Here is a 14,497-nt window from a genome sequence, read left to right as displayed (position 1 = left end):
TCGCAGGCTTACCTGCCAAGGGCCGCGCTCGATCCGAACTAGAACAGCGTCGCCTGCGGCGTCTCCAGCACGATCAATTGCGCCCCCTCGTTGCGCACATTACCCACGGCCTTGCTCACCGCAAACCACTCGAACGCCTCTACCGGCAGGCATTGCTCACGGGCTAACTGCTGCGCACGTTCTGCGGGGAGTTCAGGGTCCAACCAAGCCCGGGCGTGTTCCGGCGCCAGTACCAGTGGCCGGCGATCATGGATATCCAGCATGCCCTGATCGCTGGCGGCTGTGATGATCACAAAGCCATCGCCTTCACTCGGCTCCAGCCCCAGCCGCACCTGGGCCAGCGCCGCCATGAACATCGGTGCCTGGCTTTTCAGGCGAATGAAATAGGGTTGCTTGCGCTTGGGGTCGTGCGGGTCGGTTACCCACTCGTACCAGCCATCGGCCATTACCAGCGCCCGACCCTGCGGCCACAGGGCCTGGAAAAACGTGCCGGTGGTGACTGTTTCGACCCGCGCATTGATCGGCGCCGGCCGTTTGCCAGTGGCCCAGAACGGCGCCCAGCCCCAGTGGCAGGGGTCGATGCGCAGGCCATCTTCGGCCGTGTGCAGGATCAGTACGCGGCTACCGGGGGCGACGTTGTAACGGCCCACTGGGCTATTGTCATAGCCACTGACCACGTCTTGCTCGGCGTCCAGCTCGCGCAGATAGTCGGCCAAGCCTTGGTACTGGACGAAGCGTCCGCACATTGCAGGTCTCCCACTTGTCGAAATTTCCTACGCCGAAATTGACCGAAGGCCCGGCGATCGATTAACTGTATATCCATACAGTTTATTTGCAAGGCTGGCTCATGACTTCCATTCTTGGCCCGATCGCTTCAGGCGGCAGTGCGCTGCCGCGCTATCTGTTTCGCGTGCCGGCGGGGTTTCCCTCGCCCGCTGCGGACCACATGGAGCAACCGATCTCACTGGATGAGCTGTTCAACCTGCGCGCACCGCATATGTATCTGGTCAGGATAGACGGCGACAGCATGCAAGGCGCTGGGATCTTCGACGGCGACCTGGTGCTGGTCGATCGCTCGATCGAGGCCCACCACGGCCACATAGTCATCGCTGCCGTCAATGGCGAGCCGCTGTGCAAGCGCTTGCACAAGGTTGCTCGGCAGGTGTCGCTGCATTCGGAGAATCCCCGTTTCGCGCCGCGTTACATCCTTGAGGGCGACGAGTTGACGATCTGGGGCGTGGTGACCTTCAGTGTGCGTAGCCATGACCCAAAAGCCTGAAGTGGTGTTCGCCCTGATCGACTGCAACAGCTTCTACGCCAGTTGCGAGCGGGTGTTCCGCCCAGACCTGCGGCGCACCCCGATTGTGGTGCTGAGCAACAACGACGGTTGTGTCATCGCCCGCAGCGCCGAGGCCAAGCAGTGGGTGAAGATGGGCCAGCCGTATTTTCAGGTCAAGGACGTGCTGCGCCGCCATGGGGTGGTGGCGTTCTCCTCCAATTACGCACTGTACGGCGACATGAGCCAGCGGGTGATGACCGTGATCGAAGGCATGGTCCCGGCGCTGGAGGTGTACTCCATCGATGAAGCGTTCGCCGACCTCAGCGGCGTGCCTGGTGACCTCAAGCGCCTGGGCCGCGACATCCGCGAGCGGGTGCTGCAATACACCGGTATTCCGGTCGGCGTGGGTATCGCTGGTACCAAGACCTTGGCCAAGTTGGCCAATCACGCGGCCAAGCGCTGGCAGGAGCAAAGCGGCGGGGTGGTGGATTTGCGTGACCCGGGCCACCGTGACTGGGTATTGAAAAGATGTGAAGCCGCAGATGTCTGGGGCATCGGCCCGCGCATGGCGGCTCACCTGCGCGGCCTGGATATCCGCAGCGCGTGGGATCTGGCCCAGGCGGACCCGCGCAGCCTGGGCCAGCAATTTAGCGTGGTCATTGAAAAGACCGTCCGCGAGCTTGCCGGTACGCCATGCCTGGCGCTGGAGGAGGTGGAGCCGCCACGCCAGGAAATCTGCTGCAGCCGCATGTTCGGCAAACGCCTGACTGAACGTGCGCCAATCAGGCAGGCGGTGGCCAGTTATGTCATGCGTGCCAGCGAAAAACTGCGTGCGCAACAGTCCCTGGCGCGCAAGCTGCGGGTGAGCATTCGTACGGGCATGTTCAACCCCGACGAAGCCAAGTATGCCAATGGCGTGGTGGTGCAGTTGCCTTACCCCACCGATGACGTGCGCCTGCTCACCGGCATGGCCATCGAGGCGCTGGACAGGGTGTTTCGCGAGGGCTTTAAGTACAGCAAGGCCGAGGTGTTGCTGCTGGAGTTGTGCCAGCGCGGGGAGTACACCGATGACCTGTTCGCCGCCTCGCAACCGCTCAAGAGCGGGCGGCTGATGAGCGTGCTCGATGGGGTGAATGGGCGCTGGGGCAGTGGGACCTTGCGGCCCGCTGCAGTGCCGGCGCTGCCCGACTGGGGGATGCGCCGGGAGTTGATGAGCAACAGCTTCACCACGCAGGTTTCTGGGCTTTGGCAGGTGAGATGATGGACGTTTGAGTTAGCGCATAGAGCTTTGCTGGGTTGGTGCCGGCCTCTCGCCCATTACAGGTGCAGCGGCGATCTTTAGCAACACGCCAAGCCTGTGGGAGCGGGCTTGCCCGCGAAGAGGCAGGTACGAACTTACCGACTTCAAATCGCCCGCTGATTCACCCGCGCCGACAACTGCTCGGCACTTTCCTTGCGCTCCGAGTAGCGGTCCACCAACTCCGGCGCATGATCGCGCAGCAAGCGGGTGAACTTGACCAGCTCCTCCATCACATCCACCACCCGGTCGTAGTACGGCGAGGGCTTCATCCGGTCGTGCTCGTCGAATTCCAGGTAAGCCTTGGGCACCGAGGACTGGTTGGGGATGGTGAACATGCGCATCCAGCGGCCGAGCACGCGCAATTGGTTGACTACGTTGAACGACTGCGAGCCGCCGCACACCTGCATCACCGCCAGGGTCTTGCCCTGGGTCGGGCGAACGGCGCCAAGGCTGAGCGGGATCCAGTCGATCTGCGCCTTGAACACCGCCGACAGCGCGCCGTGACGCTCGGGCGAGCACCAGACCTGCCCTTCGGACCACAGCACCAGATCGCGCAGCGCTTGCACCTTGGGGTGGTCGAGCGGAGCGTCGTCGGGCAACGGCAGGCCGCTAGGGTCGAAGATGCGCGTTTCGGCACCGAAGTGCTCCAGCAGACGCGCAGCTTCCTCGGTCAGCAGGCGACTGAACGAGCGTTCGCGGGTCGAGCCGTACAGCAGCAGGATGCGCGGCTTGTGGCTGCTCGATTGGCTCAACTGCGGCGGGGTATCGAATAGGCTCAGGTCGAGATTGGGCAAGTCAGGGTTCATCGGGCCTCCAGATCAAAGTGTGCCAATGCGTTGCAGTTCAGCCTTGAGCGCAGCAGGGTCGAGCTGGGCGAAAGGCAGGGCGAGGAAGGCGCGGCAGCGCGTCTCGATGCGCGCCAGGGTGGCGCGGAAGGCGGCGTCGATGGTCGCCTCGTCGCCTTGCACCTCGGAAGGATCTTGCAGCCCCCAATGCGCTTTGAGGGCAGGGCCGAAGTACACCGGGCAGGTTTCACCGGCGGCCTTGTCGCAGACGGTGATGACGATATCCGGTGGATTGTCGGCAAACGCCTCGTTGCCTTTGCTGGCCAGGCCGGCAGTGGCGATACCGGCCTGCTCCAGGGTGAGCAGGCTACGTGGCAGCACCTCGCCCTTGGGAAAACTGCCGGCGCTCACGGCGCTAAAACCCTGTGGCGCCAGGTGATTGAACAGGGCTTCGGAAAGAATGCTGCGGCAGCTGTTGGCCGTGCACATGAACAAGATACGCATGCGGGACTCCAGTGATCAGACGCTCAGGCGCAAGGCCAGGGCCGAAAGGGTGATAAGCAGGACGGGCAGGGTCAGCAACAGGCCGACCTTGAAGTAGTAGCCCCAGGTGATACGCACGCCTTTACGGGCCAGCACGTGTAGCCAGAGCAGGGTGGCCAGGCTGCCGATGGGGGTGATCTTCGGTCCCAGGTCGCAGCCGATGACGTTGGCGTAGATCATCGCCTCGCGCACCACCCCGTGGGCGTCGCTGGCATGAATCGACAGGGCGCCGATCAGCACGCTGGGCAGGTTGTTCATCACCGACGAGAGCACCGCCGAAATCAGCCCGGTGCCCAGGGTCGCGGCCCACAGGCCATGTCCGGCCAGAGCATCGAGGACGCGGGCCAGGGCGTCGGTCAGCCCGGCATTCCTCAGGCCATAGACCACCAGGTACATGCCCAGCGAGAACACCACGATCTGCCAGGGTGCTTCGCGCAGTACCCGGCGAGTTGAGATCACATGGCCGCGGGCGGCGACGGCGAACAGCACCGCCGCGCAGACCCCGGCCACGACGCTGACCGGGATGCCCAGCGGCTCAAGGATGAACAGACCCGCGAGCAGGCCGACCAGTACCACCCAGCCCACCCGGAAGGTCGCTCGGTCGCGGATGGCCAGGGCAGGGTCTTTCAATTCGTCCAGTGCGTAGTGCGCCGGAATGTCGTGGCGAAAGTACCAGAGCAGCACCAGCAAGGTTGCCGCTACCGCCGCCAGGTTCACCGGCAGCATCACTGCTGCGTACTGGTTGAAACCGATGTTGAAGTAATCCGCCGAGACGATGTTGACCAGGTTCGACACCACCAGCGGCAGGCTGGCAGTGTCGGCGATAAAGCCTGCGGCCATGACGAAGGCCAGGGTCGCAGCAGGCGAGAAGCGCAGGGCGATCAGCATCGACATCACGATTGGCGTGAGGATCAACGCCGCGCCATCGTTGGCGAACAGTGCCGAGACCGCCGCGCCGAGCAGCACGATGAAGGCGAACAAGCGCCGGCCATCTCCGCGAGCCCAGCGGGCCACATGCAGCGCCGCCCATTCGAAGAAGCCAGCCTCATCCAGCAGCAGGCTGACGATGATGATGGCGATAAAGGTAGCGGTGGCGTTCCAGATGATCGCCCACACGGCGGGGATGTCGTGCAGCGACACTGCCCCCACAAGCAAGGCGAGCAGGGCGCCGATGCTGGCGCTCCAGCCAACGCCCAGGCCTTTGGGCTGCCAGATGACCAGGATCAGGGTGAACACGAAGACGGCGGCGGCTATCAGCATGGCATTAGGCTCGGCGTGGCATTAGCAGCAGGTGGCGCGTGCGGGGCGGCCAGCCATGGTCTGCAGGCGGGCGCTGTCGGCTTCGAGCCAGGCGCTGTTGGCGTGCAAGGTGGTGCTCAGCACGGTATGGACCCAGGCTGGCAGCGCAGGGTTAAGGCGGTAGTACACCCACTGGCCTTGGCGACGGTCGAGCAAGATACCGGCACTGCGCAGCTGCGCCAGGTGGCGGCTGATCTTGGGCTGGCTGTCGTTCAGCGCGCACATCAGCTCGCAGACGCACAGCTCGCCTTGCTCGACAATCAGCAGGGTGGCGCGAGCGCGAGTCTCGTCGGCGAGGGATTTGAAGAGCTCGGGAGGCGTGAGGGGAGTCATAGGTATATATGTAAATTCGAATATACGGATTTGCATATATTAGTCAGGCCTTGCTGCTATCAGCAAGGGTCTTGTGCCGGCAATGCCGCGCGAGGCAGGTAAGCAAAGTTCCCCGCGCAATCTGTAAATTTCGTAAATAAGATTTAAACCTATTTGAGAATCATTATATTCACCGTCCCATTGGCCCCCAAGCTTGCTTGTGAGGCCGGTGGGCGTGAGTCTTCCGGTTTCCTGGTGCTGGGCGTGGCCTTCGTCCATGAATCAGGAGATGTGTCGATGCAATCCAGAACCTCACCCAACGGCCTGGCCCTAGCCTTCGTAGCGCTGGCCTCGCCGGCCATGCTTGCGACTGCGGCCAACGCCCAGGAGCAGCGGTCTGCCGAGGTGCTGGAAGTGCCGGTAGACAGCAATGCGCTGGTGATCCAGGACACTCTGGTAACCGCCGAGCGTGAGGCCCGCCAGGCCCTGGGTTCGTCGATCATCACTGAAGAAGACATCAAGCGTCGCCCGCCCGCCAATGACCTGTCCGACATCATTCGCCGCGAGCCTGGGGTCAACCTGACCGGCAACAGCGCCAGCGGTGCGCGCGGCAACAACCGCCAGATCGACCTGCGCGGCATGGGCCCGGAAAACACCCTGATCCTGATCGACGGCAAGCCCTCCAACGCCCGCAACGCAGTGCGCTACGGCTGGAACGGCGATCGTGACACCCGCGGTGAAACCAACTGGGTACCGGCCGAGGCGGTCGAGCGCATCGAGATCCTGCGGGGGCCGGCAGCGGCGCGTTATGGTTCGGGGGCCATGGGCGGGGTGGTCAACATCATCACCAAGCGTCCCACCGACGAGCTCAAGGGCAGCGTCAACTTCTACACCCAGATGCCTGAAGACAGCGCCGAGGGCGTCAGCCGCCGGACCAACTTCAACCTCAGTGGCGGACTGACCGATAACCTCGGCTTCCGGGTCTACGGCGGCTTGGCCAAGACCGATGCCGATGACCTGGACATCAACGCCGATCATGCTGGCAGTTCGACGGTTGCCGGCCGCGAAGGCGTGCGCAACAAGGACATCAATGGCCTGCTGAGCTGGAAGCTCAACGATGAGCACCGCGTGGAAATGAGCGCCGGCTACAGCCGCCAGGGCAACATCTACGCTGGCGACACCATGAACAGCAACGGTGGTGGCAACCCTGAACTGATCGCCGACTTGTATGGTCATGAGACCAACGTGATGCAGCGCAATACCTACGACCTGACCCACCTGGGCGACTTCAGTTGGGGTACCAGCAAGACCGTGCTGGCCTACGAGTACGTCCGTAACTGGCGCCTGAACGAAGGCCTGGCCGGCGGCCCGGAAGGTGCGATCAATGACAGCGGCGCGGCCATGTCGCGACTGCGCAACACCCGCCTGAGCAGCGAAGTGAACCTGCCGTTTGCCATGGGCAGCACCGAGCACGTGCTGACCCTGGGCGGCGAATACCTCTACGAAACCCTCAATGACCAGGGCTCGTTCCGGCCGCAGAGCTTCGATCCGAGCGGTAACGGCAACAACGTCATCAATGGCTTCGACCGTAGCGACTCGAAGATGTCGGCCAAGAGCTATGCGCTGTTTGTCGAGGACAACATCATCGTCGGCGACACCACCGTCACCCCGGGCCTGCGTCTGGATCACCACGAGGAGTTCGGTGACAACCTGAGCCCAAGCCTGAACCTGTCGCACAAGTTGACCGACCACCTGACCGTCAAAGGCGGCATCGCCCGGGCCTACAAGACGCCGAACCTGTACCAGTACAACCCCAACTACCTGCTCTACAGCCGTGGTCAAGGGTGCAGCGTGCAGCAGACCAACTCCGGAGGTTGCTACCTGCAGGGTAACGCCGACCTCGAGCCGGAGATCAGCGTCAACAAGGAAATCGGCCTGCTCTACGACCGTGGCACCTGGCGTACCAGCGCGACCTACTTCCGCAACGATTACAAGAACAAGATCATCGGCGGCACCGATGTGCTCTACGCCATCAACAACGGCCGCCGCGTGACCCAGTTCGAAAACGCCGGTGAAGCGCGGGTCGAAGGCATCGAAGGCAACTTCTTCATGGAGTTGACCCCAAGCCTGGACTGGAACACCAACCTGACCTGGATGCTCGACAACGACAACCGCGAAACCGGTGAGCCGCTGTCGGTGATTCCTGAGTACACCGTCAACACCACCCTGGACTGGCGTGCAACCGACAAGCTGTCGTTCCAGGTCGCCGGCACCTACTTCGGCAAGCAGAAGTCGCCGACCTACAACTACCGCACCCAGCAGAGCTACGACCAGGACGCCCAGCAGGACGTCGAAGCCTACGGCCTGGTGGATATCAGCACCGGTTACAAGTTCAACCAGAACTATGACGTGCGGGTTGGGGTGAACAACGTCTTCAACAAGCAGATCCTGCGCGGCGGCAATGCCAGCAGTGCGGGGGCCAATACCTACAACCAGCCGGGGCGTGCGCTGTTTGCCTCGCTGAACATCTCGTTCTGATCATCGCTAACGGGGGCCGCCTTGCGGCCCAATCGTGGGGCAAGCCCGCTCTAATGCCAACCGCAATTATCGGGCTGGCGTGGGAGCGGGCTTGTCTCGCGATTGGGCTGCACGGCAGCCCCTCTCATGCTTAAGAGGAACCTCTGATGAGTGAATCCCCCGCCTGGTTGCGCATCCTCTCGCGCAGCGCCGCAGCCCTGCTTGGCGGCTATGCCTTCAGCTACGCCGCTACTGCCTGCCTGGCGCGGATCCTGCCGCTGTCGCCTGCCGACGCGGTATTGGTCGCCACACTCCCGGCCTTCATTTTCTACACCCTGGCAATCCTCTGGGCCTTCGCCAGCCGTGACGCGCTGCGTGCCTGGGTGCCATTGGCGCTGGCCGCGCCGTTGATGCTGATCGGCTTCTGGCCACAGGCACTAGGGTGGCTGGCATGAAAAACACCTTCACCCAATCGATGGCCTGGCTGCACACCTGGGCCGGGCTGATCTTCGGCTGGCTGTTGTTCGCCATCTTCGTCACCGGCACCCTGGCGGTGTTCGACAAGGAGCTCAACCACTGGATGCAGCCGGAAATCCCGGCCACCGAGGTGTCCCAGGCCGATGCCGCCACGCGCGCCATCGCCTACCTGCAGACTCATGAACCGAACGCCGGCAACTGGGGCATCAGCCTGCCTACCGAGCGTGCTCCGGGGCTGAGGGTGTCTACTGGCGATCGTCGACATGGCGTGGGCGTGCAGCTCGATCCGCAGACGGGCGAGCCGATTGCGGTACGCGACAGCGTCGGCGGCAACTTCTTCTTCCGCTTTCACTTCACCCTGGATTTGCCGCGCAACTGGGGCATCTTCGTCGTCGGTGCATTGGCCCTGGTGATGCTCGCCGGGTTGATCACCGGCATCGTCATCCACAAGAAGATCTTCAAGGAGTTCTTTACCTTCCGCCCGGACAAGGGCCAGCGCTCGTGGCTGGATTTTCACAATGCCAGCGCCGTGTTGTTGCTGCCGTTTCATTTGATGATCACCTACACCGGCCTGGTGATATTCATGCTGATCTACATCCCGGCTGGCGTGGACGCGCTGTTCGAGGGTGATACTCGGGCGTACTTCCAAGCCCAGGGCAATGCGCGCATGGAACAACCACGCCGGCTGGCCAAGCAACCGGGTGAGCTGGTCGATGTCGCGCCGTTGCTGGCCCAGGCCCAAGCGCGCCTGGGGCCGATTGGTGGGCTGAACATTCGCAATCCCAATACTGCAGGTGCGCGCATCGAGATCCGTCCGGTGCTGGGTAATCGCATCGCCCTGACCAAGGGCAACGCAATGGTATTCGATGGTGTCAGCGGCAAGCTGCTCAGTGATGTCCCTGAGCTACGCCCGGCACCCCTGACCCAGCGGGTGATGGCCGGCCTGCATTTCGCCCAGTTCGGCGGCTACCCGATGCGCTGGTTGTACTTCATCTGCGGGCTGGTTAGCTGCGCGATGATTGCCAGCGGATTGGTGCTGTTCTGCGTCAAACGCGGGCGCAAGTACGCCAATGCCAATGCCGATGCCTCGGCGCGCCGCTGGTATCGCGTGGCTGAAGTGTGCAACGTCGGCTTCATTGCCGGGCTGTTGCTGGCGTGCGTGGGCCTGTTGTGGGCTAGCCGCCTGTTGCCGGCGGAGCTGGCGCACCGTGAAGCGTGGGAAGTGCGCAGCTTCTTCGGCCTATGGTTGCTGGCGTTGTTGCATGCCGGCGTGCGTCCGGCCAAACGCGCCTGGATCGAGCAACTGGCGCTGAGCGCGCTGCTGTGCGCCGGACTGGGCGTGCTGGGTATGCTGGCAGGCGCAGCGGATAGCCTGCGCATCGGCGTCGAAGTGACGGGGCTGGTGCTCGGCCTCGGCCTGGCCCTGGCAGCCTGGCGAGTCGCTCATCCCAAGCCTGCGCCGGTCAGGGCCAGGCGCCAGGTGGAGGCTCAGGCATGACGATGATTATCGGCAGTGTGCTGTTCGCCTATGCCGGCATGCTCGGGCTGTGCCAGGGGTTGGAGCGACATTTCAAGCAGGTGTGGAACCGACCCTGCCCGCGCAGCCTGCGCCTGGCCCTGCGCGCAGCGGGCTGGTTGGGTTTGGCCATCAGCTTGCTGTTGTGTGCCCAGGCCTGGGGCTGGGCGATGGGGCCGGTGGCGTGGTTTGGGGTGATTTCGCTGGCGGCGATGGTGCTGGTGATACTGTTGCCCTATTGGCCCAAGCTGGCGGTGGGGCTGGTGGCGGCGGTGCCGGTGTGGGGTGGTTTGCAGATGTTGATATGAGCCAAGCTTTTTCAGCTCAGGCGGCCTCTGCGCGGGTAAACCCACTCCCACAAGATCTCAGCGGTGATTCTTGTGGGAGCGGGCCGCAGCGGGCAGCGCCAGTGCCAGAGTCTTAACTGACGGTCACCTTGGCAAACGCCTCGCGGAACCTGAGCATATCCTGCTCATTCCCGACACTGACCCGCACCCAGTTCGGCCAACTCGGCCAGACCCTGCCAATCAATACCCCCTCCTTGGCCAGACCCTCGATCACCGGCTTGCCCGGCCCCCGCAGGTCGATCATGAAGCAGTTGGTTTGCGAAGCGGTGCAGCGCCAGCCGCGCTGGTTGAGCCAGGCGATGGTGGCATCGCGCAGGCGGGCATTTTCGGCCTTGCGCTCAGGCACCAGTTGGCGGTCGTGCAAACTGGCCAGCGCGCCGAGCAGGGTAGGCGCCGCAGCGACGTTCTCGCCATCATAGACTTCCAGGCGCTGCAACAAAGACGCCTGGCCGATGGCCAGCCCCAGGCGTGCACCGGCCATGCCGTAGAGCTTGGAGAACGTCCGCAGGACCAATAACTCGGGGTGCTCCTTGACCAGGTCGATGCAGCTTTGGGCATCGCTGAAGTGAATGTACGCCTCATCGACCAGCACCACGCTGCCCTTGGCCTTGTTTGCCAGCAAGCGCTCGATGTCGCGACGCGGGGTGAGGGTTCCGGTGGGGTTGTTGGGGTTGCACAGGTAGATCAGCCCGGGCGCCTGGTCGGCGGCCAGCATGGCTTGGATGTCATGCGCATGATGCCGATCCAGGGCAACCCGATGCACCTCGGTGCCGCGGCTCAAGGCCGCTTCGACCGGGGCTTCGTAGGAGGGCTCGGGCACCACCAGGCTGCTGGCGCCAGTGAAGGCCATTACCGCATGTTGCAACGCCAGCTTCGAGCCACAGAACACTTGCACCTGATCCGCCTGCAGAGCGTTCTGCGCGGCGAATTGGTCGATCAGGCGGTACTGCGCGTCGTAGGGATAGCGGCCGCATTGCTCGATGCCCTCGCGCATCGCCTGGCGCGCGGCGCTGCTCGGGCCCCATGGGCTTTCGTTGAAGTTGATGCGCACCGGGCGGGTGGCGGCAGGGGTGCCTGGCGAACGTGGTGCGGCCCAACTCATTTGGCCGAGCAGCGGTAGGGCCATGCCCAGGCCCACCAACGAGCGACGCGTCATATCGGTCATGCTTCGTCTTCCCTGTTGTCATTGGTTAAATGAGGGACGAGAGCAGGGGTCGCTGATTAATAGTGGCACTTGGCTTTGCAGGCGCTAGCGCAGCACCCCTTGCTGCGCCAGCCACTGTTCGAAGCACTCGAAGGTGGCGATTGCCGCCTGCACTGTGCGCGTTTGATCCTCGGCGCCACTTGGCGCCTGCTCGAGCCGTTCGAGGAAGCTGCGCCAGCGCGCGCCCGTCAGTGGGCCGTAGACATCGAGAAAGCCTGCGCCGCTGTCTGCGCCAAGGGCCAGGCGTTCGGTCATCGCCCGCTTGAGTACCTGGCCGCCGAGGGTCGAGCCTTCAACCACATACATCACCCCCATGGCACTGGCTTGATCGCTGATTTGCGGTAGCGCTCGACACAGCGGCAGGGTGTCGATCTGGGCGCGGGTCATCGCCAGTGCCAGCAGGTCGGTGACCAGTGTTGGGGTCTTGACCCGCTCGCATTCTTGATAAGCGCCGAGCAGTGCTTCCAGCGGCGCATGAAAGCCGAAATAAGCCTGCATCAGGCGCCGATAGGCCGCCCGGTCGAAGCCAGCGGAAAAAAACGGCAGGCGGGCTTCCAAGCGCTTGTGGCAGGTGTGCGTACCCTCGCGCAGGGCGAGCAGCAGAGGGCTGGAGTAATGGCTGGCAGTGGCGGACATCTTGGGCTCTTGCGGTGAGGTGCCAGAGTTGGACTGGCGAACCTGGCGCGGCGTTCCTGCTACGCGACAGGGTTGGCGAAAAACAGGCATGCTAACGCATCTGCGCGTTTTCTTTCGAAGAGGATACCGGTGAAAGCCGTCCGCCTGACCCTGATATGCCATGGCCTGACCGAGGCTCAGAAGAGCGGGCGCTTGGCCCACCCTGAGGATGCCGTGCTGGCGTTAGCCGAACCGCTGGAGATGGCCGCTGCAGAGGTGCAGGTGCTGCGCGCGCCTGAACGCAGGGCAAGTGAAACGGCAGCTTGGCTGGCCGCCCAGGCCTCTATCGAACCTGCGCTGGCTGACTGCGATCTGGGCAGTTGGCAGGGCCTGGCGCTAAAGCAGTTGCAGCTTGAGCAGCCCGAGGCCCTCGCACAGTGGCTGCAAGATCCGTATAGCGCCCCGCATGGCGGCGAGTCGATCGCGCAGCTGGTGGAGCGGGTCGGCGCCTGGTTGGCCGGCTTCGATGGGCCAGGACAGTGGCTGGCGGTGACCCATCCAATGGTCATTCGCGCGGTGCTGGTGCAGCTGCTCGGTTGCCCGTTGGCGTCGTTCCAGCGCATCGATGTGATGCCGCTGTCACGCCTGGAGTTGAGCTTCACCGGGCAGTGGCGGCTGCGTCTGAACTGAACGGCAGTTGGCTCAGAACGCCAGCTTGTAGCCGATCATCAGCAGCATGGCCGCCAGGCACGGGCGCAATACGCTGTCGGAAATACGTCCGGTGAGGTGGCTGCCCAGGTAGATGCCAGGCAGCGAACCGAGCAGCAGGTAGCCCAGCAGCGACCAGTCCATGTTGCCCATGCCGGCGTGGCCAAGGCCTGCGACCAGGGTCAGCGGCACGGCGTGGGCGATCTCGGTGCCGACCAGGCGGCGGGTGACCAGGAACGGATACAGCAGGAACAACGCCACGGTGCCCAGGGCACCGGCACCAATCGAGGTGAGGGTGACCATCACGCCCAGCACCACGCCGGTGAGCACGGTGAGGATGTTCAGGTTGCGGTCGCTGAGGTGGTAGTGGTCACCGGCGTGGCGGTTGGCAAAGGCTTGCAGGCGCGACTTGAACAGAATCGCCAGCGCAGTGAGGATCAACACGACCGCCAGGCCTTGCTTGATCACCGCGTTGAGCGCCGAGGTGTCGGCATGCAGGGTGCTGAGGAACCACAGGGTCAGGGCCGCCGCAGGTACGCTGCCCAGGCTCAGCCAGCCGGTGATCTTCCAGTCGATGTTCTTGTTGCGCCCATGCACCCAGACGCCACTGGCCTTGGTGATGGCGGCGTAGAGCAGGTCGGTACCCACGGCGGTAGCGGGGTTGACGCCAAACCAGAGCAGGATCGGGGTCATCAGCGAACCTCCGCCGACGCCGGTCATGCCAACGATGAAGCCCACAACCAGTCCCGCAATGGTGAAACCGAAAGAACCTACATCCATACGCTACTCGACTGCCCAACTTGCCCGTGATCGGATGGCTGCCAGCATATAGATTTTTTTATAGCCAAATAGACTTGTTCGTTATTAGGTTATAACTGTTGGCCCAGGCGATCAGCGATCGGTCATCACCACCATCACATGCGCATCGCCGCCATCCTCGCTCTCGGACAGGTAGATATGGCCTACCTGGCTGTCGAAATAAGCGGTCTGCTGCGGACCGATACTCACCGCCTCGCCGGTCTCGAATTCAATCCGCACGCGGCCGCTCAGCACCACTGCGAATTCCTGCCCGGGGTGGCGGATAAAATCGTCGAACTGGCCGCGTTCGCGGGCGATGATGCGCGCATAGGCCGGGGTCATGCGTCGTTCCGGAAATGCCCCGGCGATCGGGTAATAGTCGTAGGTGCCGGTGGAGTAGCCTGCGGCGTCTGGGATCGAGTCGACCACCACGGTCGCCGGCGACGGCGCATTGACCTGGCCGCTGGCGCGAAACAGCTGGGCGATATCGACATTCAACGCGCGCGCCGCGGCAGCCAGTTTCTCGTAGCTGACCGAGACCTGTGCCAGTTCCATCTTCGATAGCGTCGAGACCGGTACGCCGCTGAGTTCAGCCAGTTGCTTGAGGGTTAGCTGGCGGGATTTGCGCACTTGCCGCAAGCGTGCGCCGACTTCGCCGCGATCAAGCAGGGGTAGGGCGCGGGAGCGCTCTGGGGCAGGCGTTTGGTCGGCGGGCATTGGGGCTCTCATCGGCGGCGTTGGTCGAACATCTTACCTTGGACACTTGCAGGATCGTAAATTCTCATATATTAGAATTC

General features: G+C 63.4%; 16 protein-coding genes. 7 read left to right on the top strand and 9 right to left on the bottom strand.

Going from position 1 to position 14,497, the window contains the following annotated elements; genetic code table 11:
- Positions 1-38 precede the first annotated feature (38 nt).
- Positions 39-746, bottom strand: a complete 708-nt coding sequence (locus AAZU54_RS08265; protein ID WP_186555052.1) for an SOS response-associated peptidase family protein — start codon at positions 744-746, stop codon at positions 39-41.
- A gap of 101 nt (positions 747-847) precedes the next feature.
- Here AAZU54_RS08265 and AAZU54_RS08260 point away from each other — a divergent pair, with 101 nt between their 5' ends.
- Both AAZU54_RS08260 and AAZU54_RS08255 read left to right on the top strand, forming a co-directional pair.
- Positions 848-1,279 carry a LexA family protein gene (locus AAZU54_RS08260; protein ID WP_186555051.1) on the top strand — a complete coding sequence of 144 codons (432 nt, stop codon included), beginning with the start codon at positions 848-850 and terminating at the stop codon, positions 1,277-1,279.
- Complete coding sequence (locus tag AAZU54_RS08255) at positions 1,263-2,540, top strand: Y-family DNA polymerase (protein ID WP_434726951.1); 1,278 nt, start codon at positions 1,263-1,265, stop codon at positions 2,538-2,540. The genes AAZU54_RS08260 and AAZU54_RS08255 overlap by 17 nt, the downstream gene beginning before the upstream one ends.
- 143 nt (positions 2,541-2,683) lie before the next feature.
- On the opposite strand, the gene arsH is transcribed toward AAZU54_RS08255, so the two are convergent.
- From arsH to AAZU54_RS08235, 4 genes are read right to left on the bottom strand one after another with little or no spacing between them, the layout of a single operon-like run.
- Positions 2,684-3,385 (bottom strand): arsenical resistance protein ArsH, encoded by a 702-nt coding sequence (gene arsH / locus AAZU54_RS08250; protein WP_186555050.1) that lies wholly within the window; start codon positions 3,383-3,385, stop codon positions 2,684-2,686.
- A gap of 12 nt (positions 3,386-3,397) precedes the next feature.
- Positions 3,398-3,868, bottom strand: coding sequence for an arsenate reductase ArsC (locus tag AAZU54_RS08245; protein WP_405128788.1), 471 nt, complete (start codon positions 3,866-3,868; stop codon positions 3,398-3,400).
- A gap of 15 nt (positions 3,869-3,883) precedes the next feature.
- Positions 3,884-5,167, bottom strand: coding sequence for an arsenic transporter (locus AAZU54_RS08240; RefSeq protein ID WP_434726950.1), 1,284 nt, complete (start codon positions 5,165-5,167; stop codon positions 3,884-3,886).
- Positions 5,168-5,188: 21 nt separating this feature from the next.
- Positions 5,189-5,539, bottom strand: a complete 351-nt coding sequence (locus tag AAZU54_RS08235; protein WP_434726949.1) for a metalloregulator ArsR/SmtB family transcription factor — start codon at positions 5,537-5,539, stop codon at positions 5,189-5,191.
- A gap of 276 nt (positions 5,540-5,815) precedes the next feature.
- Here AAZU54_RS08235 and AAZU54_RS08230 point away from each other — a divergent pair, with 276 nt between their 5' ends.
- The 4 genes from AAZU54_RS08230 to AAZU54_RS08215 all read left to right on the top strand — a co-directional run bounded on the left by AAZU54_RS08230 (position 5,816) and on the right by AAZU54_RS08215 (position 10,336).
- Positions 5,816-8,056, top strand: a complete 2,241-nt coding sequence (locus AAZU54_RS08230) for a TonB-dependent siderophore receptor (RefSeq protein ID WP_434726948.1) — start codon at positions 5,816-5,818, stop codon at positions 8,054-8,056.
- Positions 8,057-8,202: 146 nt separating this feature from the next.
- On the top strand, positions 8,203-8,490 hold the full coding sequence (locus AAZU54_RS08225; RefSeq protein ID WP_186555045.1) for an iron transporter: 288 nt from the start codon (positions 8,203-8,205) through the stop codon (positions 8,488-8,490).
- A complete protein-coding gene (locus AAZU54_RS08220) occupies positions 8,487-10,010 on the top strand; it encodes a PepSY-associated TM helix domain-containing protein (protein WP_312151483.1) in 1,524 nt (507 codons plus the stop codon). Before AAZU54_RS08225 ends, AAZU54_RS08220 begins: the two co-directional genes overlap by 4 nt.
- Positions 10,007-10,336: a DUF3325 domain-containing protein gene (locus AAZU54_RS08215; protein ID WP_186555043.1), complete on the top strand. Its 330-nt coding sequence runs from the start codon at positions 10,007-10,009 to the stop codon at positions 10,334-10,336. Before AAZU54_RS08220 ends, AAZU54_RS08215 begins: the two co-directional genes overlap by 4 nt.
- A gap of 112 nt (positions 10,337-10,448) precedes the next feature.
- Here AAZU54_RS08215 and ptaA read toward each other — a convergent pair whose 3' ends face one another.
- Positions 10,449-11,540 (bottom strand): pyoverdine biosynthesis transaminase PtaA, encoded by a 1,092-nt coding sequence (ptaA, locus tag AAZU54_RS08210; protein ID WP_186555042.1) that lies wholly within the window; start codon positions 11,538-11,540, stop codon positions 10,449-10,451.
- An 84-nt stretch (positions 11,541-11,624) separates the two neighbouring features.
- Positions 11,625-12,215, bottom strand: coding sequence for a biliverdin-producing heme oxygenase (locus tag AAZU54_RS08205; RefSeq protein ID WP_312151480.1), 591 nt, complete (start codon positions 12,213-12,215; stop codon positions 11,625-11,627).
- A gap of 129 nt (positions 12,216-12,344) precedes the next feature.
- Here AAZU54_RS08205 and AAZU54_RS08200 point away from each other — a divergent pair, with 129 nt between their 5' ends.
- Entirely contained in the window at positions 12,345-12,884 is a 540-nt protein-coding gene (locus AAZU54_RS08200) for a histidine phosphatase family protein (RefSeq protein ID WP_186555040.1), read from the top strand.
- A 12-nt stretch (positions 12,885-12,896) separates the two neighbouring features.
- On the opposite strand, the gene AAZU54_RS08195 is transcribed toward AAZU54_RS08200, so the two are convergent.
- Positions 12,897-13,682 (bottom strand): sulfite exporter TauE/SafE family protein, encoded by a 786-nt coding sequence (locus AAZU54_RS08195; protein ID WP_186555039.1) that lies wholly within the window; start codon positions 13,680-13,682, stop codon positions 12,897-12,899.
- 111 nt (positions 13,683-13,793) lie between these two features.
- Positions 13,794-14,417: a helix-turn-helix domain-containing protein gene (locus AAZU54_RS08190; protein ID WP_186555038.1), complete on the bottom strand. Its 624-nt coding sequence runs from the start codon at positions 14,415-14,417 to the stop codon at positions 13,794-13,796.
- Positions 14,418-14,497: the final 80 nt, after the last annotated feature.

This window comes from Pseudomonas sp. Je.1.5.c (assembly GCF_051129895.1).
Classification (GTDB): domain Bacteria; phylum Pseudomonadota; class Gammaproteobacteria; order Pseudomonadales; family Pseudomonadaceae; genus Aquipseudomonas; species Aquipseudomonas urmiensis.
The sequence above is the reverse complement of the archived record's forward strand: the minus strand, read 5'-3'. Positions and strand labels throughout refer to the sequence as shown.